Source organism: Pseudomonas sp. AA-38 (assembly GCF_029457475.1).
Classification (GTDB): Bacteria; Pseudomonadota; Gammaproteobacteria; order Pseudomonadales; family Pseudomonadaceae; genus Aquipseudomonas.
In genome coordinates, this window is the sequence record NZ_CP120359.1 from 1,024,392 (window position 1) to 1,044,495 (window position 20,104).

Annotated in this window: 21 protein-coding genes and 1 tRNA gene; 4 read left to right on the forward strand and 18 right to left on the reverse strand. The window is 60.1% G+C overall.

What is annotated here, in order from left to right; translation table 11 throughout:
• Positions 1–430: 430 nt before the first annotated feature.
• From PVE35_RS04680 to dksA, 5 genes are all read right to left on the reverse strand, one after another.
• Positions 431–1,864 (reverse strand): sigma-54 dependent transcriptional regulator, encoded by a 1,434-nt coding sequence (locus PVE35_RS04680; protein ID WP_268181653.1) that lies wholly within the window; start codon positions 1,862–1,864, stop codon positions 431–433.
• Positions 1,865–1,923: 59 nt separating this feature from the next.
• Entirely contained in the window at positions 1,924–4,878 is a 2,955-nt protein-coding gene (locus PVE35_RS04685; protein WP_277373949.1) for a sensor histidine kinase, read from the reverse strand.
• Positions 4,862–5,038: a hypothetical protein gene (locus tag PVE35_RS04690; protein ID WP_003244646.1), complete on the reverse strand. Its 177-nt coding sequence runs from the start codon at positions 5,036–5,038 to the stop codon at positions 4,862–4,864. Before PVE35_RS04690 ends, PVE35_RS04685 begins: the two co-directional genes overlap by 17 nt.
• Positions 5,039–5,180: 142 nt before the next feature.
• A complete protein-coding gene (gene gluQRS / locus PVE35_RS04695; RefSeq protein ID WP_277373951.1) occupies positions 5,181–6,068 on the reverse strand; it encodes a tRNA glutamyl-Q(34) synthetase GluQRS in 888 nt (295 codons plus the stop codon).
• A gap of 59 nt (positions 6,069–6,127) precedes the next feature.
• Positions 6,128–6,574, reverse strand: coding sequence for an RNA polymerase-binding protein DksA (dksA, locus tag PVE35_RS04700; RefSeq protein WP_268181659.1), 447 nt, complete (start codon positions 6,572–6,574; stop codon positions 6,128–6,130).
• Positions 6,575–6,855: 281 nt separating this feature from the next.
• On the opposite strand from dksA, the gene PVE35_RS04705 reads away from it, so the two are divergent.
• From PVE35_RS04705 to PVE35_RS04715, 3 genes are all read left to right on the forward strand, one after another.
• Complete coding sequence (locus tag PVE35_RS04705; RefSeq protein WP_277373952.1) at positions 6,856–8,037, forward strand: pyridoxal phosphate-dependent aminotransferase; 1,182 nt, start codon at positions 6,856–6,858, stop codon at positions 8,035–8,037.
• Complete coding sequence (gene sfsA, locus PVE35_RS04710) at positions 8,027–8,734, forward strand: DNA/RNA nuclease SfsA (protein WP_277373953.1); 708 nt, start codon at positions 8,027–8,029, stop codon at positions 8,732–8,734. Before PVE35_RS04705 ends, sfsA begins: the two co-directional genes overlap by 11 nt.
• A 114-nt stretch (positions 8,735–8,848) precedes the next feature.
• Positions 8,849–9,763 (forward strand): DMT family transporter, encoded by a 915-nt coding sequence (locus PVE35_RS04715; protein WP_277373954.1) that lies wholly within the window; start codon positions 8,849–8,851, stop codon positions 9,761–9,763.
• Between the two features lie 78 nt (positions 9,764–9,841).
• On the opposite strand, the gene PVE35_RS04720 is transcribed toward PVE35_RS04715, so the two are convergent.
• The 3 genes from PVE35_RS04720 to PVE35_RS04730 all read right to left on the reverse strand — a co-directional run bounded on the left by PVE35_RS04720 (position 9,842) and on the right by PVE35_RS04730 (position 10,811).
• Positions 9,842–10,288, reverse strand: a complete 447-nt coding sequence (locus tag PVE35_RS04720) for a hypothetical protein (RefSeq protein WP_277373955.1) — start codon at positions 10,286–10,288, stop codon at positions 9,842–9,844.
• Between the two features lie 10 nt (positions 10,289–10,298).
• Entirely contained in the window at positions 10,299–10,475 is a 177-nt protein-coding gene (locus PVE35_RS04725; RefSeq protein WP_277373956.1) for a hypothetical protein, read from the reverse strand.
• A 126-nt stretch (positions 10,476–10,601) separates the two neighbouring features.
• Positions 10,602–10,811 (reverse strand): hypothetical protein, encoded by a 210-nt coding sequence (locus PVE35_RS04730; protein WP_277374946.1) that lies wholly within the window; start codon positions 10,809–10,811, stop codon positions 10,602–10,604.
• 220 nt (positions 10,812–11,031) lie between these two features.
• Between PVE35_RS04730 and PVE35_RS04735 the strand changes: the two genes are divergently transcribed.
• Positions 11,032–11,108, forward strand: a tRNA-Met gene (locus tag PVE35_RS04735).
• Positions 11,109–11,168: 60 nt separating this feature from the next.
• Here the strand turns inward: PVE35_RS04735 and PVE35_RS04740 are convergent.
• The 10 genes from PVE35_RS04740 to PVE35_RS04785 form a co-directional block, all read right to left on the reverse strand.
• Positions 11,169–11,294: a YhfG family protein gene (locus PVE35_RS04740; RefSeq protein WP_346772061.1), complete on the reverse strand. Its 126-nt coding sequence runs from the start codon at positions 11,292–11,294 to the stop codon at positions 11,169–11,171.
• 53 nt (positions 11,295–11,347) lie between these two features.
• On the reverse strand, positions 11,348–11,707 hold the full coding sequence (locus tag PVE35_RS04745) for a transcriptional regulator (protein WP_268181669.1): 360 nt from the start codon (positions 11,705–11,707) through the stop codon (positions 11,348–11,350).
• Positions 11,707–12,009, reverse strand: coding sequence for a type II toxin-antitoxin system HigB family toxin (locus PVE35_RS04750; RefSeq protein ID WP_277373957.1), 303 nt, complete (start codon positions 12,007–12,009; stop codon positions 11,707–11,709). Before PVE35_RS04750 ends, PVE35_RS04745 begins: the two co-directional genes overlap by 1 nt.
• 166 nt (positions 12,010–12,175) lie before the next feature.
• On the reverse strand, positions 12,176–14,338 hold the full coding sequence (locus PVE35_RS04755) for a methyl-accepting chemotaxis protein (RefSeq protein ID WP_277373958.1): 2,163 nt from the start codon (positions 14,336–14,338) through the stop codon (positions 12,176–12,178).
• Between the two features lie 686 nt (positions 14,339–15,024).
• Positions 15,025–15,165 (reverse strand): hypothetical protein, encoded by a 141-nt coding sequence (locus PVE35_RS04760; protein WP_277373959.1) that lies wholly within the window; start codon positions 15,163–15,165, stop codon positions 15,025–15,027.
• A gap of 385 nt (positions 15,166–15,550) precedes the next feature.
• Positions 15,551–16,162 carry a hypothetical protein gene (locus PVE35_RS04765; protein WP_277373960.1) on the reverse strand — a complete coding sequence of 204 codons (612 nt, stop codon included), beginning with the start codon at positions 16,160–16,162 and terminating at the stop codon, positions 15,551–15,553.
• 1 nt (position 16,163) lies between these two features.
• Positions 16,164–17,186: a hypothetical protein gene (locus PVE35_RS04770; protein ID WP_277373961.1), complete on the reverse strand. Its 1,023-nt coding sequence runs from the start codon at positions 17,184–17,186 to the stop codon at positions 16,164–16,166.
• Between the two features lie 477 nt (positions 17,187–17,663).
• On the reverse strand, positions 17,664–18,764 hold the full coding sequence (ychF, locus tag PVE35_RS04775) for a redox-regulated ATPase YchF (RefSeq protein WP_277373962.1): 1,101 nt from the start codon (positions 18,762–18,764) through the stop codon (positions 17,664–17,666).
• Between the two features lie 24 nt (positions 18,765–18,788).
• The gene (gene pth / locus PVE35_RS04780) at positions 18,789–19,379 is read right to left on the reverse strand and encodes an aminoacyl-tRNA hydrolase (protein WP_277373963.1); all 591 of its coding nucleotides are present in this window, start codon (positions 19,377–19,379) and stop codon (positions 18,789–18,791) included.
• Between the two features lie 60 nt (positions 19,380–19,439).
• Positions 19,440–20,057 carry a 50S ribosomal protein L25/general stress protein Ctc gene (locus tag PVE35_RS04785; RefSeq protein ID WP_277373964.1) on the reverse strand — a complete coding sequence of 206 codons (618 nt, stop codon included), beginning with the start codon at positions 20,055–20,057 and terminating at the stop codon, positions 19,440–19,442.
• Between the last annotated feature and the right edge of the window lie 47 nt (positions 20,058–20,104).

Sequence of the window (20,104 nt, forward strand, 5' to 3'; positions counted from 1 at the left end):
CGGGGAGCCAATAGCAAACGGATTTCTTTGGACGCTGATGTTGCCATTACCAACCAGTTCCGGCGCTGCCTGAAGGCAGTTTTGTTGTTCTCAGCCTGGCTGCAGGGGCGAACCCCTCGCGGCAACTCCTCTCCAAAAGAATCAGTTAGCTGCGCCTCCGTACCTTGTTGTTCTTGTTGTTCTGGAGTCGTTACGTCTTGTTCTTGTTATGGGTCACTGCTTGTTATTGTTGTTGTGCCAGAGATAAAGCAGATGCCGTGCCAGTTTTTTAAAAGCCTTTTAAATCAATGGCTTGAGGATTCTGTTGGCAGGGAGGGCGAAAAAAAAGCCGGTTTTTCGTTACCTTTGAACCCGGCTTCTGTTACGAAATATTGAAGCGGTAACAGCCTGCGGAACCTCCGCTTGACCAGGCTGTCACCGTGCAGCTTTGTCAAGGGGCGTTGGTGGCGCCCGATTTGCGCCGCGGGATGCCCAGGCGCTGACGGCGCTCCCACAGGCACTTGCGGCTGATGCCCAGTTTGCGCGCCAGCTCGGTTTCGGTCATGTGATCCTGATGTTCGAGCACGAAGTGCTGGAAGTAGTCTTCCAGCGACAGGTCTTCGGTGGGCTCGTGGCTGGCGTTACCCTGGCCCGAGGCCATGGCGGCCAGGTCGAAGTCGTCGTCGTCGAGATCGTCCAGCTCGACATCGATGCCCAGCAGCTCGGCGGAAATCTCCGAGCCCTCGCACAGGATCACCGCGCGCTCGATGGCGTTTTCCAGTTCGCGCACGTTACCCGGCCAGGGGTAATGACGAATGGCCTGTTCGGCATCGTGGGCGAAGTGCAGCGGTTCGCGCCCCATGCGCGTGTACTGGCGCACCAGGAAGGCCTGGGCAATCTCGATCACATCGTGCCCGCGCTCACGCAGCGCCGGCAGCTTGAGGGCGATGACGTGCAGGCGGTAATAAAGGTCTTCGCGGAACTGGCCGGTCTTGGCCAGCGTCTTGAGGTCGCGGTGGGTGGCGGCGATCAGGCGTACATCCACCTTCTGCGACTGTACCGAGCCAACCCGACGAATTTCCCCTTCCTGCAGCACGCGCAGCAGGCGCGCCTGGGCCTCGAGTGGCAGCTCGCCGATCTCGTCGAGGAACAGGGTGCCGCCGTCGGCAGCTTCCACCAGGCCGGTGCGGCTGGCGCTGGCGCCGGTAAAGGCACCCTTCTCGTGGCCGAACAGTTCGGACTCGATCAGGGTTTCCGGGATCGCCGCGCAGTTCACCGAGATCAGCGGCGCCTTGGCGCGGCGGGAGAGGTTGTGCAGGGCGCGGGCGACCAGTTCCTTGCCGGTACCGGACTCGCCCTGGATCAGCACGTTGGAGTCGGTGGGGGCGACCTTGCGGATCTTGCCGTACAGATCCTGCATGGCGGCGCAGGAGCCGATGATGCCGATGTCGCCGTTGGCGTTGTCCGTGGCCTTTTCGGCAGCGCCGCTACGCGATGCGCTGACCACGGCTGGCGCCGGTGCGCTCTTGGCTTCCTGGCGGTCGCGCAGGATACGCGCGACGGCTTGCAGCATCTCGTCGTGGTCGAAGGGCTTGGCGATATAGTCGACGGCGCCCATCTTCATCGAGTCCACCGCCGAACGCAGGCTGGCGTAGCTGGTCATGATCAGCACGGGTGTGCCTTCGCCCAGCTTGATCAGCTCGGTGCCGGGGGCGCCGGGCAGGCGCAGGTCACTGACGATCAGGTCGAAGCTGGGGATGCTGTAACGCTCCTGGGCTTCCTGTACCGAGCCAGCTTCGCTGACTTGGTACTGATTGCGTTCGAGCAGGCGGCGCAGGGCAGAGCGGATAATGGTTTCGTCTTCGACGATAAGGATATGTGGCATCAATTCGGTCTCTCGACGGTCACTTGAGGGACTGCCGGTGGCAGCCCTTCTGTCGCTGTTTACATCGCTACGGACGTCGCCTCGACATGCCTTGGCAGGGTGATCCGGAAACGAGTGCCCAGTTGGCGCTCGGGATCGGCCGGGCTGTCGATTGTTATCTGTCCATAATGCTCTTCCACGATCGAATAGACCAGCGCAAGGCCCAGTCCGGTGCCTTCACCCGGATCCTTGGTGGTGAAGAACGGCTCGAACAGACGGTCGAGGATGGCCTTGGGAATGCCGCTGCCCTCGTCCTCGACTATCAGGTCGACGGTATGCTCGCTGGCCTCGCTGCGCACGCGGATGGCACCACCGGGCGGCGAGGCGTCGCGGGCGTTGGAAAGCAGGTTGATCAGCACCTGGGCCAGGCGCTGCGGGTCGCCATAGGCCCAGTGCTGCGGGTCGCACAGGTTGTAGAACTGGATGTCGAAGTTGCGTTTGTTCAGCGACAGCAGGCCGATGGCATCCTGCGCTACGTCGGCCAGGCACACCGGCTCGTCGTTGCGCTGGTGGCTGCCGGAGTGGGCGAAGCTCATCAGCGACTGGACGATACGCGACACGCGCTTGGTCTGCTCGAGGATCTGCCCGCTGATCTCGGTCAGCTCGGCATCGGCCTCGCGTTCTTCGCGCAGGTTCTGCGCCAGGCAGGCGATGCCGGTGATGGGGTTGCCGATCTCGTGGGCCACACCGGCGGCCAGGCGGCCGATGCTGGCCAGGCGCTCGGAGTGCACCAGTTTGTCACCGAGCATCTGGGTTTCGGTCTGATCCTCCACCAGCAGCACCAGGCCACTGTTGCCGGGGGCCAGGGGCTCGTTGATCGCCGCCTTGTGCAGGTTCAGCCAGCGGGTCTGGCCGTCCAGCGCCAGGTGCTGCTTGTGCAGGTGCTGGTCGGGGCGTTCGATGAAGTTCTGCAGCAGGCTCTGCCAGGGCTCTGCCAGGGCGCTCAAGCGCGAACCGACGATACGCTGGGCGGGAATCTCGGTGAGCTCTTCCATGGCCCGATTCCACATCAGGATCTCCTGATCCTTGGCCAGCGAGCAGACGCCCATGGGCAACTCCTGCAGGGTCTGGCGGTGGTAGCGGCGCAGGGCGTCGAGTTCGGCGGCCAGGCCAGTGAGGCGCGACTGATAATCCTCCAGGCGGCTTTCGATGAAGTGAATGTCCTCGGTGACGTAACCCTCGGAGCCGGACTTGTAGGGCAGGAAGGTCTCGACGATGTCCTGCGCCACGCTCGGCCCCATCAGGCCGGAGAGGTTGGCCTCGATGCGATCACGCAGACGGCGCAGGGCATAGGGACGGCTTTCGTCGAACGGCAGGTGCAGGTCGCGCAGTGCCTGTTGCACTTCGCGCTGGGCGGTCTTGGCGCCGAGCGGTTTGGCCAGTTGCGCGGCGAACTCCTGCGGGGTAACGGCGAGCAGCTCGCGGCGTTGCGGGCGGCGCACGTTGTCCACCGCACAGGCTTCGGCGGCGCTCTTTTCCTCGGGGCTGGCTTCGGTGAACAGCGACACCAGGGTGAAGGCCAGCACGTTGGCGGCCAGCGAGGCGATGGCCGCCAGGTGCCAACTGGCGTCGTCGAGCACGTAGATGACATCGAACAGCGGCAGATAGAAGCCTTCCAGATTGCCCAGCAACGGCAGCAGCATGGTCACCGCCCAGACGCTGATGCCCGCCAGCAGGCCGGCGAGGAAGCCGCGGCGGTTGGCCGTCTGCCAATACAGCACCGAGAGCACGCCCGGGAGGAACTGCAGGGTGGCGACGAAGGCGACGATGCCCAGATTGGCCAGATCCTGTTGTGCGCCGAGTAGTAGGTAGAAACCGTAGCCGGCCATGATGATGGCGATGATCAGGGCGCGGCGCGTCCATTTCAGCCAGCGGTAGATATTGCCTTCGGCCGGCGGCTGGTACAGCGGCAGCACCAGATGGTTGAGCGCCATGCCCGACAGCGCCAGCGTGCTGACGATGATCAGGCCGCTGGAGGCCGACAGCCCGCCAACGTAGGCGAGCAGTGCCAGGGTTGGGCTGTCCACCGCGATGCCCAGGCCGAGGGTGAAGTATTCCGGGTTGGTGGTGGCGCCGAGCTTGAGGCCGGCCCAGAGGATCAGCGGCACCGCCAGGCTCATCAGCAGCAGGAACAGCGGCAGGCCCCAACTGGCGCTGACCATGGCGCGTGGGTTGAGGTTCTCGGTAAAGGTCATGTGGTACATGTGCGGCATGACGATGGCCGAGGCGAAGAACACCAGCAGCAGCGTGCGCCAGGGGCCTTCCTGCAGCGGCGTGTGCAGGGTGGAGAGTGCCGCCTGGTTCTGCACCAGCCAGATCTCCAGCTCGCGCGGGCCACCGAACACATGGTACAGGGCGTAGAAACCGATGATCCCCAGCGCCCCCAGCTTGACCAGCGACTCGAAGGCGATGGCGAACACCAGCCCCTCGTGCTTCTCGCGGGTGGCGATATGGCGGGCGCCGAAGAGGATGGTGAACAGGATGATCAGCGCGCAGTAGCTCAGCGCCACCTTCTCCTGCAGCGGCTCGCGGCTGAGGATGCCCACCGAATCGGCCACCGCCTGGATCTGCAGGGCCAGCAGCGGCAGTACGCCAATCAGCATGAACAGGGTAGTCAGCGCCCCGGCCCAGGTGCTGCGAAAGCGGAAGGCGAACAGGTCGGCCAGCGAGGACAACTGGTAGGTGCGGGTGATGCGCAGGATGGGGTAGAGCAACACCGGCGCCAGCAGGAAGGCCCCGGACACCCCCAGGTAACTGGCGAGAAAGCCATAGCCATACTGATAGGCCAGGCCCACCGTGCCATAGAAGGCCCAGGCACTGGCGTAGACGCCCAGCGACAGGGTGTAGGTCAGGGGGTGGCGGATGATCGCGCGGGGGATCAGGCCGTGCTCGCTGACCCAGGCCACGCCGAACAGCGCCAGCAGGTAGCCGGCGCTGATCAGCACCAGTTCGCTCAGACTAAAGCTCATCGGCATCACGTTGGCTCTGCAGGATGAAGGTGACGACGATGAGGATCAGCCACAGCAGATAGGGCCGGTACCAGGCACCGTTGGGGTCGATCCACCAGTCCATGATGGCCGGGGAGAACAGATAGATCCCCACCACCAGGATCAGAACCAGTCGGTAGATATACATGTGGCAACTCGTCGGAAGATGCCCCGATGGTAAAGGAAGCGGCGCGCTTCAAGCCACAAACTTGAGGCTTACCCTAGGGTGCGCTGTGCGCACCGAGACCGTACACGGTTCGCTTGGCGGTCATCGGTGCGCGCAGCGCACCCTACCTCAATTGCGCCTCGGCCAGGGTGCGGCTGCGCGGGATGCGGCTGGCGTCCCAATGAGCGCTGCCCCAGGCCAGCAGCTCGGCAGGGGCGGCGCCTTGCAGTTCGGCCGGTGGTTGCTGCCCCAGCGCACGCAGGGCGCGCAGCAGCAGCGGCCCGGCTTCGTCGGCGGCCAGGGGCGGGGAGCGGTAGCTCTTGCCCAGCTTGTGCCCGTCCGGCTGGATGATCAGCGGCACGTGCAGGTAACGTGGTTGCGGCAGGCCGAGCAGCTCCTGCAGGTAGAGTTGGCGTGGAGTGGAGTCGAGCAGGTCGGCGCCGCGCACCACATCGGTCACCCCCTGCCAGGCATCGTCCAGCACCACGGCGAGCTGATAGGCGAACAGGCCATCACGGCGGCGAATCACGAAATCCCCCACCTCGCGCCCCAGATGCTGGCCGAACTCACCCTGCACGCGGTCGTTGAAGCGGTACTCCAGCTCCGGCACACGCAGGCGGATGGCCGCATCCTCATCGGCATGGCAGGCGTTGCGGCAGAAACCGGGGTAGATGCCGGCATAACCTTCCAGTTGCTTGCGCGAGCAGACGCAGGCGTAGGCCAGGCCCTGGGCGAACAGGCGGGCGATCACCGCAGCGTATTCGGCGTGGCGCTCGCTCTGGCGTACCAGCGTGCCATCCCACTCGAAGCCATAGGTCTCCAGGGTACGCAGGATGGCATCCTGGGCACCGGGCATTTCCCTTGGCGGGTCGAGGTCTTCCATGCGCAGCAGCCAGCGGCCACCGACGGCGCGGGCATCGAGGTAGGAGGCGAGGGCGGCGACCAGCGAGCCGAAGTGCAGATAACCGCTGGGCGTGGGGGCGAAACGCCCGATATAGGCAGTGTTCGTCATGGCGCGTCAGTAACGGAAGCCAGAAACACAACGGGGCGCCTGAGCGCCCCGTCGACAGATCAGGAACCGATCTGTTTTTCCTTGATTTCCGCCAACGTCTTGCAATCGATGCACAGCGTGGCGGTGGGGCGGGCTTCCAAACGGCGAATGCCGATCTCGACACCGCACGACTCGCACCAGCCGTAGTCGTTGTCTTCGATCAACTGCAGGGTCTCGTCGATCTTCTTGATCAGCTTGCGCTCGCGGTCACGGGCGCGCAGTTCCAGGCTGAATTCCTCTTCCTGGCTGGCACGGTCGGCCGGATCGGGGAAGTTGGCGGCTTCGTCCTGCATGTGGTGCACGGTGCGGTCGACTTCCTGCATCAGTTCCAGCTTCCACTTGTTGAGGATGCTGGTGAAGTGAGCGCGCATCGAGTCGCTCATGTATTCCTCGCCCTTCTTCTCTTGATAGGGCTCGAAACCACGAATCAGCTGGCTGGCGCTTTGTGCTTTATCTTTTGTCGGCATGGATGACGCCTCTCACTCTCTCGAATCCATTACGCAGGTTTGTTCCATGGCCAAGCGAATATCAGCCCTGCGTCTGCAAGCGGGCGAACTTACCAGATCGAATCAGGGCGCGCTACTCCCGGTTGTCCATGCGGTGGCGGGTTGTGAACGAAAGCTGCATGGGCACGCGCTGCAGGCGTAACGGCAGGCTTCGGCGGGGTTGAAAGGTGCAGTCGTTGCGCTTGCCGCCCGGCCTGCACGCCCTGCTAGAATCCGCCGCTCGCAATCTTGAAGACAGACCCATGGCCCAGCTCTACAGCGCGCGCAGTCGCGCCATCGAACCCTTCCACGTGATGGCCTTGCTGGCGCGCGCCAACGAGTTGCAGGCTGCCGGGCATGACGTCATTCACCTGGAGATCGGCGAGCCGGATTTCACCACCGCCGAGCCCATCATCCGCGCCGGCCAGGCCGCCCTGGCCGCCGGGCACACGCGCTACACCGCTGCGCGTGGCTTGCCGCAACTGCGCGAGGCCATCGCCGGCTTCTACGCCGAGCGTTATCGGTTGAGCATAGACCCACAACGCATTCTGGTGACGCCAGGCGGCTCCGGAGCGCTGTTGCTGGCTGCCAGCCTGCTGGTGGATCCCGGCAAGCACTGGCTGCTGGCCGATCCCGGCTACCCCTGCAATCGCCACTTCCTGCGCCTGGTCGAAGGTGCTGCGCAACTGGTGCCGGTCGGCCCGGAAGTGCGTTACCAGCTCACTCCCCAGCTAGTGGAGCGCCACTGGGATAGCAGCAGCGTTGGCGCCCTGGTCGCCTCGCCGGCCAACCCCACCGGCACCTTGCTGCACAAGGACGAGTTGGCGGCGTTGTCGACCTGCCTCAAGCAGCGCGGTGGCCATCTGGTGGTGGACGAGATCTACCACGGCCTGACCTATGGCTGCGATGCGCCCAGCGTGCTGGAAGTCGACGACGATGCCTTCGTGCTCAATAGTTTCTCCAAATATTTCGGCATGACCGGCTGGCGCCTGGGCTGGCTGGTGGCGCCCGAGGCGGCGGTGCCTGAGTTGGAAAAGCTGGCGCAGAACCTCTACATCAGCGCGCCGAGCATGGCCCAGCATGCTGCGCTGGCCTGTTTCGAGCCGGCCACCCTGGCGATACTCGAAGAGCGCCGCCACGAATTCCAGCGTCGCCGCGACTACCTGCTGCCGGCATTGCGCGAGCTGGGCTTCGGCATCGCCGTGGAACCGGAAGGCGCCTTCTATTTATATGCCGACATCAGCGCCTTCGGCGGCGACGCCTTCGCCTTCTGCCGCCACTTCATCGAAACCGAGCATGTGGCCTTCACCCCGGGCCTGGATTTCGGCCGTTACCAGGCCGGGCACCACGTACGCTTCGCTTACACGCAGAACATCGAGCGCCTACAGCAGGCCGTCGAACGTATCGCCCGTGGCCTGAAAAGCTGGCAGCCCGATGCGCTTTGATCCGCCGCTGGAAGAAGGGCGCCTGCTGCGCCGCTACAAGCGCTTTCTCGCCGATATCGAGACGGCCAGCGGCGAGCAGATGACCATTCACTGCGCCAACACCGGCTCGATGCTCAACTGCATGAGCGAAGGTTGTCGGGTGTGGTTCAGCCGCAGCAACGACCCCAAGCGCAAGCTGCCGGGCAGTTGGGAGATCAGCGAAACCCCGCAAGGGCGCCTGGCCTGCATCAACACCGCGCGGGCCAACGCCCTGGTGGAAGAAGCGTTGCGCGCCGGGCTGATCAGCGAGCTGGCCGGTTTCACCGCGCTCAAGCGTGAAGTGCCCTATGGCGTGGAGAACAGTCGTGCCGACTTTCGCCTGGACTACGCCGAGGGGCCCGTCTTCGTGGAGGTGAAGAGCGTCACCCTGGGCTTCGACGGCAGCGACATTGCCGCCTTCCCCGATGCCGTGACCCTGCGCGGTGCCAAGCACCTGCGCGAACTGGCGGCGCTGGCGCGGGTCGGGGTGCGCGCCGTGCAACTGTATTGCGTGAACCTCTCCGGCATCCGCGCCGTGCGCGCCGCCGAGGAGATCGACCCGGCCTACGCCGCCGGTCTGCGCGAGGCCAAGGCCGCCGGAGTGCAGGTGCTGGCCTACGGCGCCGAACTCAGCCCTGAGGGCATCGCCCTGGTGCGGCGGCTGGACGTACAGCTCTGACCATCCGCTGCCTTGCCAAGCCCGGCATGCCTCCGTATGGTGCAAAATCGCCTGATTCGGAAGCCACCTAATGAATGCGCCGCTCTGCCCAGACGCGCGCCTTGTTGCCGACCTATGACTGCCCTCAATCATTCCCGCCCACTGGCCTTCGGCGGCCTGATACTGGCCAACCTGTGCTGGTCCGGCAATGCCCTGGTGGCGCGCGCCTTCGCCGGTGAGATCACGCCCTTCACCCTGTCGTTCTGGCGCTGGTGCTTGGCTTTGGCGCTGCTGCTGCCCTTCGTTGCCTTGCCGCTGTGGCGCCACCGCGCCGCGTTGCGCCATGCCGGCTGGCGCCTGCTGGTGCTCGGTGCCCTGGGCATCACCGGCTACAACACCTTGCTCTACAGCGCGGCGCAGACCACGGCGGCCATCAACATCTCCCTGGTCAACACCTGCCTGCCACTGGTGACCTTCATTGGCGCCGGGCTGCTGCTCGGCGAGTGGCCGGCGCGCCGTGCCTGGTGGGGCATGGCCGTGGCCGTGCTGGGCCTGGCGGTACTGATCGGCCAGGGCCAGTGGAGCCGCCTGGCAGGCCTGGCCTTCAACCAGGGCGACATGATCATGCTGCTGGCGGTGGTGGACTGGTCGCTCTACTCGCTGTTGTTGCGGCGCTGGTCGGCCTATCTGCAACCCATTCCACCGCTGGCGCTGCTGGGCGTGTTCATCCTGCTCGGCGTGCCGCTGATCTTGCCGCTGTACCTTTATGAACTGAGCCAGGGCGCACACCTGGCGCTGAACGTCGCCAACCTTTCGGCCATCGCCTACACCGCCGTGTTCGCCTCGCTGGTGGCCTACCTGGGCTGGAACCATGGCATCCGGGTAGTGGGCGCGGCCAGGGCAGCGCTGACCAACTACCTGATGCCAGTATTCACCGCGCTCTTGGGCTGGGTGCTGCTGGGCGAGAGCCTGCAGGCCTATCACTGGATCGGCGCGGCGATGATCTTCGGTGGTCTGCTATTGGCCACCAGGCCGCGCAGGAGCCTCTAGCTCGTAGGCTGGATGACGCTTCACCGATCCACCTGGCCCGTGCGGTGGATGAAAAAAGCGTCATCCACCCTACGGCTATCACTCCGGCCTGAGTATCACGAAGGCTTCGCCGCCCTTGCGGTCATGCATGATGATGAACGGCTGGCCGGCGATCATCAGCTTCGCCGGCACACGGCGCGGCACCTCGGTGCCGGCGCTTTCGGCAGCGGCGCTGAGCAGTTGCCGGGTCAGGCTGTCGTCCTGCTGGCTGTCGGTGGTGATCACGCACTCGTGGCTGGCTTTCACCTGCAAACCCAGGCTCTTGTCGGCATTGAAGCCGACGGTGGCGAAGCCCATGTCGGTCAGATCCTCGATCCCATGCTGGCGCGCCACGCTGTGCGCCTCGGCGAAGCTTGGTGCGGTTTTCAGGCAGATATCGCGAAAGGCCTGCACCGCTGGCGAACTGATCGGCATGGGCGGCTGCGTACCCAGGCCCGCACAGGCCGAGAGCAGGGTGGCGCTGGCGAACAGAGCGAGCTTCTTCATTGCATCTTCCTTAATGAGGGGGAGGTTCAGGGCTGCACAGGTCATGGCCAAGCAATTGCGAGGCCAGCCCCTTGGCCAGATAGGTTTCCACCACGCGACCATCGGCGCACTCGGTTCGGTGGCCGATAGCGAGTCCGACGGACAACAACACGAACAGGGCCAGGCCGATATGCTGGATGGGCGTCATGACTGGGCACTCGAATAAACGATGGACGAGGATGAAGAGACCAGCAAGGGATGACAAGTGCACCAGTGCGCAACTCTGGTGCTCGGTTTGCTCCGAGCGGTTATCGCGCCGCCTCGGTGTATTTCATCAGGGCAATGTGATTGCCAGCGTGCCCAGTGCAAGGTGTGCCATGACGGCCCAGATAATGGCGCTGATCAGGCCAAGCACGCCATAACCGACGACGATGCCGAGCGCGATTTGCTTCCACAGCCCGGTGAAGCGGTTCGCCTCATGCCGATGGCGCATCGGCATATCGCGCTCGGCGCGCAGGTCGTCGAAATCATCTCTGTCTCTCACGATAGACTCCAGGGCCGAACGGCCTGAATGGGGTAGGGCGGGGCGCTATTTTCTGGCATGGCCCGAGCGCCACACAAGCGTCGCGACAGGCCGAAAATCGTTCGGCACGGGGCCGATGCCCCTCATCCAGATGCCACGACCTAACCGCTTGATAAAACGTAAATTTATCGATGATCTGGGGTTGACAGCGGTAGGCGAGACGCGGACAATGCGCGCCGTTGGCTACATAGCTCAGTCGGTTAGAGCGCAGCATTCATAATGCTGATGTCCCAGGTTCAAGTCCCGGTGTAGCCACCATAAATTTCAAGGGGTTAGCGCAAGCTAGCCCCTTTTTATTTGCTCCGCTTTTTGTCTCTTTCAGCCGCACTTAGAGCGAAGCTGGCTGAATATCGCTTCGTGTGAAGGTAATAGGCGTTCCGCATCGGTAGGCGTGACCTGAAAACCCGCCAAGTGCAGACTGGCGATGTAGTTGGAACGACGCACCCTGGCGAAGTAGGCTTGTGAACGATCTGATAAAAGCCCTTCTCCCCTAGCCGTCAGGCCACGTCCGCCAGCAAACTTTCATAGGGGATACGTAGGCCGTCATGCAGGCGTCTGATCATCGCCAGGCTCAATTTTCGCTTGCGGTTCAGCACTTCGGAGACCCGGCCACTGGAGCCAATGAATGGCTCAAGGTCGCGCGGCGTCAGGCCTTGCTGATCCATGCGAAATTTGATGGCTTCGATAGGGTCGGATGGTGGCATGGGAGCGTGCTCGTCTTCGTATTTACCCACAAGCAGAGCCAGCACTTCGAGTTCATCACCTTCAGGCGTACCAATTTCTGCGCCCCACAGCTCGTCAATGCGCGCCATCGCGGCCACGTAGTCCTGCTCGGTGCGAATGGGCTTGATGTTCATCACACAGTCTCCGCGTCAATTTGGTCGTATTGGGCATGAGTGCCAACGAAGCGCACCTTGGCCAATTGTCGTTGATAGTCGATGGCAAGAATTATCCGGTACTTGTTTCCCGCGATGTTGAACACCACTCGACCTCCCTTGAGAATGCTGGCTGTGCGCAACTCGGCCTTCAGCTCCTGTGGTGTAAGGTATGTCGCCTTCTCCATATGCCTGTACCACTCCACCATGGGTAACTGAGCATCGGCATAAGCAGGGCTGCTCTCCCAGAATGTTCTGAGCGTCCCTCTCGAAATAACATGCACTGGATTTCTCCCGTTTTGGGAGATTCTAGGTTGTCCGAACCGTAAGGGCAAGGCTCGGTGACGCCAGTGATAAGGGGCGGGGCAGGGGGGCGACTGATTCATGAGCGCTTCACGCAACATTTGCCGCACTGCCTCTACCATCGACCCCTTGTGTTCGTCGCTCCTGTTACGCCCTCTTGATCTTGAACCGGCTCAACTCACGTTGCAGCACCGAGGCGCGCTCGGACAGTTCCTTCGCGGCGACCGCGCAGGCCTGAGAGTTGGACTGATTCTTCTGCGTCACTTCGTCGATTTGCTCGAGCCCGACACTCGCCTGCTGCAGCCCCGAGGCCTGTTCGCTGGAGGCCTGGTAGATCTGCGAAACCAGGCTGGAGACCGCCGTGGTGCCGGTGACGATGCCCCTGAGCGACTCGGCGGTGCGGCCGGCGATGACCATGCCGCGCTGGGTCTTGACCGAGGAATCGGCAATCAAGGCCGAGGTCTGCTGCGCGGCTTCGGCGCTGCGTGCAGCCAGGCTGCGAACCTCGTCGGCGACCACGGCAAAACCACGGCCCAGTTCACCGGCGCGGGCTGCCTCGATGGCGGCATTGAGTGCCAGCAGGTTGGTCTGGGCCGCAATGTTGTCGATGGTGGTGATGATCGCCGTGATGTCCTTGCCCGACTTGTCGATTTCCGTCATGGCGTCGATCAGCTCGCTCATCAGCTTGTCGCTTTCACCGGCATCGGCACATGAGAGCTGTGATTGATCATCGGCTTTCTTGGCATTGCCGGCATTTTCGGTGGTCTGCGCGGCCATTTGCGTCATCACCGCGCTGATCTCGGTAATCGATGAAGCCGAGTTGGAGGCACCGTCGGACAACGACTGGCTCAGCTCGCTGACCTGAGCGGAGCTACCGGCAATCTGCGTCGCACTGCGCTGCACCTCGGAAATCAGGCCATTCAAGTTGGCGACCATCTTCTCCAGGGACATACCCAGGGTGTCCTTGGGCGAGGACAGTTGCACCTGCAGATCCAGATCCCCTTCGGAGATGCGCTCGGCGACCCGCACCTGCCGTTGCAGGCTGTCCGACATATCGTTGAGGGCATAGGCGAGTTGCCCCACTTCATCCTCGGTCTTCTGCACCAGGCGCTGAGAGAAGTCACCCAGGCTGATATTGCCTGCCAGTACCGCCGCCTCGCGGATCGGCCCGACGATTCTGGCGGCTGTCAGCCACAGCGCGACCAGAGCCAGCAGGGAAATGCCCAGGCCCACGACGATCTGCCAGATGCTGTTGTCGATACTGCGTGCCTGCAGTTCCTGCTCCAGGGCAATGGCCTGGCTCATGACCACTGCTTTGGGCAAGCGAATCAACAAGGCCCAGGGCTTGCCGGTGCGGCCTAGCTGAATCGGCACCTGCACCTCGAAGTTTTCGCTGGCCGGGTTGAGCAGGCTTTCTGCATTACCCGCCTGGATGTTCTTCAATACCTTGTCCCAGGACTCGGGCAGCAAGGTCTTGAGGGCTTGCCCGATCAGATCGCTGCGTTGGCTGTCGGCCACGATCAGGCCTTGATGGCTGAGAATCGACACACTGCCTTTGCCACCGTAAAGCTCGGCGGACATCTGCTCGCTGAGCTTCTGGATAAAGGCAATGTCGAAGTCCGCCCCTACCACGCCATGGAACTTGCCATCGGCGACAATGGGCACCGACAGGGTGGTCAGCCACACATTCTTGCCTTGCACCACGTAGGGCAGCGGATCCAGCACGCTTTCCTTGCCGGTGTCACGCGGGCCGCTGTACCAGCCACCTTTCAGCACGCCGTTGGGGTGCTTGTCCGCCGAGTCATATTCCACCAGCGGCTGCACCGCGATCTTGCCATCGGCGCTACGCGTCCAGTACGGCGTAAAGCGCCCGGTTACCGGGTTGTTACCGTCCCGATCATTGCGGAATGCCTGATCCATACCATCCAGCGCATCCGGCTCCCAGCAGGAATAAGTGCCGTTGAATTCCGGGTTATCTTTCAAAACGCTGAGCAGTACCGTATTGATCTGCTCGCGACCCATCGCCAGCGGGCTTTGCGCTGACTTGCTGGCAGCAAAGGTATTGGCCATGGTGCGCGCCGCATCCAGCGCGTTCTGCAACTTGGCTTGAATGGCGTTGGCGCGGGATTCGGCGAGGTTCTGGAGTTCTCTGAACGTCGATTTCTCGATCAGCTTGGAAACTTCTTCCGAGACATAAGCCTCATTGGCTCGCCCACTCACGAGACCATACCCAACCAGACTGGCGGATGAGAGGAACAGGCACACACCGGCGGTGGCACATATACGTACCTGTAGCGATTTGAATTTCATAATAGCCTCGGACTTTCTAAGCCTGCATAAAAGATGGCGGCATTCGGCTCCTTTGCATAAAACTTCCACATCCCAAAAGATGTCCACGGTTACCCTGCGTCAAGGACGGATAATCCTCACGATGGCTGCAATAAGTTATCCGAAGATCAACGCTGCTTATTTTGACAGCGCCTGAGCGCCTGCCATAACAAGGTCAGCGATGGGTACAGACAAAGCACTGCCCGTGGACGCGTTCTTTATTGTTGCTCCCAAAAACAGAATCAATAGCGAGTACAGGTGACCTCAGATTCAATCATGGAGGTCTTGTATTAATTCATAGCATGCAAGGGCTATCTGAGATTGACGTAGGTCAAAGTGCCATTAGGTTAAGGGAGGGGGTAGTGCTGAAAGATAAGACTTTCGATCTAAAGAAGAACAACTTTGGTCGCAGCAGGGCGTTGATGAGAAAAACTGAAGGGTAAGGGCTGTGAGAAGTATTTCGTTTTAGCAGGATGGCAGGGTTTGAACTGCAGGGTTCAAACCGTTTGCGCAGTCTTTTGTGCTGGAAAGGTTTGCCTTTTTACTTAACCGACAGCACGCAAAGGCATGAACCTCATGCTCAACTTTTTCACCTGCCACCGGGTTGGGGATGCATCATGGGTTGGCCGCCAGCGGTGGAACAGGGCGCGCAGCGAGCGCTTGCCGGGTTAGGGCGCTGCGGAAGCGGGGATATCGCGCAGGGCGATCCACGGGCCGCCTTGCCAATCCGGCAGGCTGACGCGCTGAGTGGTGAGTGCGTGTTGGTCTTGGGGCTGGTCGAGCGCTGTGGCTGCGGTGGCTTGGTTCATGACCATCAACGTGCCTCAGCTAGGCCACAAGCTACTGATCGGCGCGTGCACAGCTATCTTTGCGACCGCCGGAGCGGTATCAGCGCGTAGAAAACGGGTGAGGGATTAGTAGCTTGAGTGGTGGTTGCTTGGTGGCGCATACAATTAATCGTGGTCTGTCCCCTATTGTTTTGCTGCCTGCATGAGTCTCGGGGGTTGGTTTGTTTGGCGACTACCAAACTGCCCGACTCATGCAGGCTTCTTCAAGCTATCCCATTGATAAAAATGGGATTTTTGTGGGGATTCCTCAGAATCTGTCCCCTTTTTGGGTCAGGGATTAGTAGCTTGAATGGTGGTTGCTTGGTGGCGCATACAATTAATTGTGGTCTGTCACCCTATTGTTTCTCTATGGCTGATGATACTCCCAGCGAAGTGAGTTCATGACGATTGCATATATGTTAAAAATAAATGTTTTTAGAAGTAGCAGTAGGTAAATTAGGCTAGAGCCTAGAAAGATGTATGAGATTTTTATTGTGATTATTTTTGTGCACAATGAGTGGGGTGTTAAATCGATGATGTTGGATATGAAGCCGTCTTTTTGTCCGAATAATACAACGCATGTATAAATAAATGCTAGTGCAATGTAGGCAATAAATACCTTCATGAATGCAAAAAAGTTGTACTTTAGTGTTGGGAGTTTGGTTTCTTTATTTATATGGTCCATCATTGCAAGCATCATCTTGGGTTTTGATAAAGTTGCAAAGATGGTGAAGCCTGCTATCAGGAAGCCTAAAGTTGTAATGGAAAATGTGAAGCCGAAAGATGCCCACTCTCTAGCATCTTTCAGAAGGGTTGATGTGTTCTGTTCAAGGTAAAATGAATTGATCGATAGGAGTGCGGCTGTTGCAAAAATGATCAATTTTTGAAGCTTGGATGATCGAATTCTGCTGGAGAGTCGATAGACATCCCATAAGGACTTCTCGCTGGTTAAATCGGACTCTTTGAAAGAGTAAGGCATTTTATAGCCTCTTAGTTAGTGCTTTGATTTTTGCCCATGTCTCTTTGTGAAGCTTGGGTAGCGCTATTATGCCTTCTTTTACTAGTCGCTGGAATTCTTTGTATTTTATAATAGCCGCCTTTTCTGGATTTTTTGGGATATCCTCTACTTCGATGGATAAGCTAAAGTCTTCGTTGTTACCTTTGATCGTATCGCCATGGACATCGTGGCCTTTAAAGTCAACCTCTGAATTCCCGAGATTCGATGCGGCTTGGGCCTGGGTGTAAACAGACCTTCTGTCCAAACCTTCTTGCGGGTTACTGAATTCGACTCTAGCGGCATTACTGTTCATTGACTCACGTCGACGTCCAAAGTCAGCCCAAAATTCGTCGTTGTCAATTTCTTCTTTGTTTGTTGGAAGTAGTTTTATAGATAGTTTATCGATTTGTGAAAATCTATTGACAAAGTCCCTAAGTCCCTGGCTGTCCGAGAGGGGGGTTATTCTCAATGTAGGATATGGAGTTTTCTCTAGCAAAGCTCGTTTGGAAATTTTTTTTAACTCGGGATTTTCATCTCTGGCTGCTTCATTTTCATTAAATTGCCGCTCAATATATGCTTTGTGTTCCTGTCTCAAGCAGAAATGACTAGTGCTCTGGAAGTTCTGCAGCGTTGGTGCGCCAGGAACTTCTCTGCAGAAAATTAATCTATGGTTATTTAGTATGAGGAGGAATGTAGAGCTTGGTGCTGTCTCAAGTTCGCTCTTGTCCTCCACTATTCCGTTGCGAAAAATTTGATCGCGCTTTAGTTTTGTGTTTTTTACGATGCGGCCCGCAATGCCTAGTATTGGGCCTTCTTTCTCTTCTCCAAGCCTGACTACTTTTGTGTCAATAAAAAAATATTGCCCCCGATTCTTTATTGTCCTGATGTGCTTCATTTCGTGAAACGAAGGTGCGACAATTTCCTCAAGTAAGTCTAAAAGAACTTTTTGGTCGCCAAAGTTTAGTGTGTAGTTGCCAAACTCAAAGCGTTTGGAGAATTCAGGCATGGGTTACTCCATAAGAATGGTTTTGTAATATTCATCCAGTTGCCGGTATTGGCGACTATAGGTGCCGGACTTGTAGATGGAGGGTGAAAAGAAAACCTGCCACTAAAGAGATCAGCAGGCTCACCCACCATGGAGGGTGGCTAGTGATAAAGATGAGATTTTCAAAAAATGAGGCATCACTGCGGTGGGCCATCCTTACCTCTAAATAGTCCTTGAGCGGCACATTGCTATTAGAGAAAGTTATCTCGGTAGAGATGGAAGGTAAAGAGGGGAGGGGGACTACATTGGTCGAATTTTCTGGAAAGGACTGTTCTAGCCGGCATGGGGGAGGGCTAGAAGCCCCGTTTTATGGGGCTTTCTGAGGCAGTGGTGCGGTTTGTAGCGGATTCATAACCAACCTCAACCCAGCAATTCCCCACCCCAAAAACAACAAAACCCCGCCAAGGCGGGGTTCCGTTTATGCACTGCCTACAACGATCAAACGTTAAAGCGGAAGTGCATCACGTCGCCGTCCTTGACGATATAGTCCTTGCCTTCCAGGCGCCATTTGCCGGCTTCCTTGGCACCGGCTTCGCCCTTGTAGGCGATAAAGTCGTCGTAGGCGACCACTTCGGCGCGGATAAAGCCTTTCTCGAAGTCGGTGTGGATCACGGCAGCAGCCTGCGGGGCGGTGGCGCCGACGCGGACGGTCCAGGCACGCACTTCCTTCACGCCTGCGGTGAAGTAGGTCTGCAGGTTGAGCAGCGAGTAACCGGCGCGGATCACGCGGTTCAGGCCCGGCTCTTCCATGCCCATGGTTTCGAGGAACATCTGCATCTCTTCCAGATCGTCCAGTTCGGCGATCTCGGCCTCGATCTTGTTGCACACCGGCACGACGATGGCGCCTTCTTCTTCGGCGATGGCTTTCACCACATCGAGGTGCGGGTTGTTCTCGAAGCCGTCTTCGGCCACGTTGGCGATGTACATCACCGGCTTGGTGGTAAGCAGGTGGAAGCTCCTGGCCAGGCGCTTCTCTTCGTCACCCAGGTTCTTCAGCAGGCTGCGCGCCGGCTTGCCTTCGGTGAGGTGAGGGATGAACCTTTCCAGCAGGGCCTTTTGCGCCACGGCTTCCTTGTCGCCACCCTTGGCGGTGCGAGCGACGCGCTGCAGTTGCTTCTCGCAGCTATCGAGGTCGGCCATGATCAGTTCGAGGTCGATGATCTCGATGTCGCGCTTGGGGTCGACGCTGTTGGCGACGTGGATGACGTTCTCGTCCTCGAAGCAGCGCACGACGTGGGCGATGGCGTCGGTTTCGCGGATGTTGGCGAGGAACTTGTTGCCCAGGCCTTCACCCTTGGACGCGCCCGCTACCAGGCCGGCGATGTCGACGAATTCCATGGTGGTGGGGATGACGCGCTCGGGTTTGACGATCTCGGCCAGGGCGTCCAGGCGGGCGTCGGGCATGGGCACGATGCCGCTGTTCGGCTCGATGGTGCAGAAGGGGAAGTTCTCCGCCGCGATGCCGGATTTGGTGAGGGCGTTGAACAGGGTGGACTTGCCGACGTTGGGCAGGCCGACGATGCCGCAGTTGAATCCCATGGGGTGACCCTCGGTGAAAGGTGGTTACAGGGTTGCCTTCTGGCTATGCAGTTTGCGCATGGCCACGGTCCAGTCGCCGGCGAGTATTTCCGGCAGGACGTCCAAGGCGAAGTCGATGCTCTTGTCGAGCAGTTCCTGTTCGCCGCGTGGGGCACGCCCGAGCACATAGCCGGAAACCAGGCTGGCGTGCCCTGGGTGGCCGATGCCGAGCCGCAGGCGATGGAAGTTATTCTGGTTGCCGAGCTGGGCGATGATGTCGCGCAGGCCGTTGTGCCCGCCGTGGCCGCCGCCCTGTTTGAGCTTGGCGACGCCGGGTGGCATGTCGAGTTCGTCGTGGGCCACCAGGATCTCTTCAGGCTTGAGCTTGAAGAAATTGGCCAAGGCCGCCACGGCCTGGCCGCTGCGGTTCATGTAGGTGGTGGGGATGAGCAGACGAACTTCGCGCCCCTGGTGGTCGAATTTGCCCACCAGGCCGAAATATTTGCGATCCACAGCAAGGTTGACGCGCTGGCTGGCTGCCACGCGCTCAACGAAAAGGGCCCCTGCATTGTGCCGGGTCTGGTCGTATTCGGGGCCGGGGTTACCCAGGCCAACGATCAGTTTTACGGCAGTCATACAGGAGCCCTTTCGAGAACATGGCCCGGCGTGATCGCATGCCGGGCCTGCTACTGACGATTACTCGGCAGCGCCTTCTTCACCGGCCGCTTCTTCACGAACGCGCGGCAGGTGGATGCTGGCTACCGGCAGGTCGCTGCCGTGGGCCAGAGCAACCAGCTCGACGCCTTTCGGCAGTTTGATGTCGGACAGGTGAACGGTCTGGTCAACAGCAACGTCGGCCATGTCGACTTCGATGAATTCCGGCAGGTCTTTCGGCAGGCAGGACACTTCGACTTCGTTCAGGGCGTGGAGGATTTCGCCGCCGCCTTTCTTGACGCCAACGGCGCTGGCTTCGTTGAGGAAGTGCAGCGGTACGTGGGCGGTCAGCTTCTGGCCGGCGATGACGCGCTGGAAGTCAGCGTGCAGCACGAAGCCTTTGGCCGGGTGGCGTTGCAGGGCCTTGATCAGGACGCTTTCCTTGGTGCCGGCAACGTCCAGGGTCAGAACGTGGCTGAAGGCCGCTTCGTTTTCCAGCAGCTTGGCCAGGTCTTTGGCCAGCAGGCTGATCGATTGCGGGGCTTTTTCGCCGCCGTAGATCACGGCAGGCACCATGGACACGTTACGACGCAGGCGGCGGCTCGCACCTTTCCCCAGGTCGGAACGCACTTCGGCATTCAGGGCAAATTCAACAGTCATTTCACTTCTCCAAAATAACCAAACCGCCTACAGGCTTGCGACCAGCC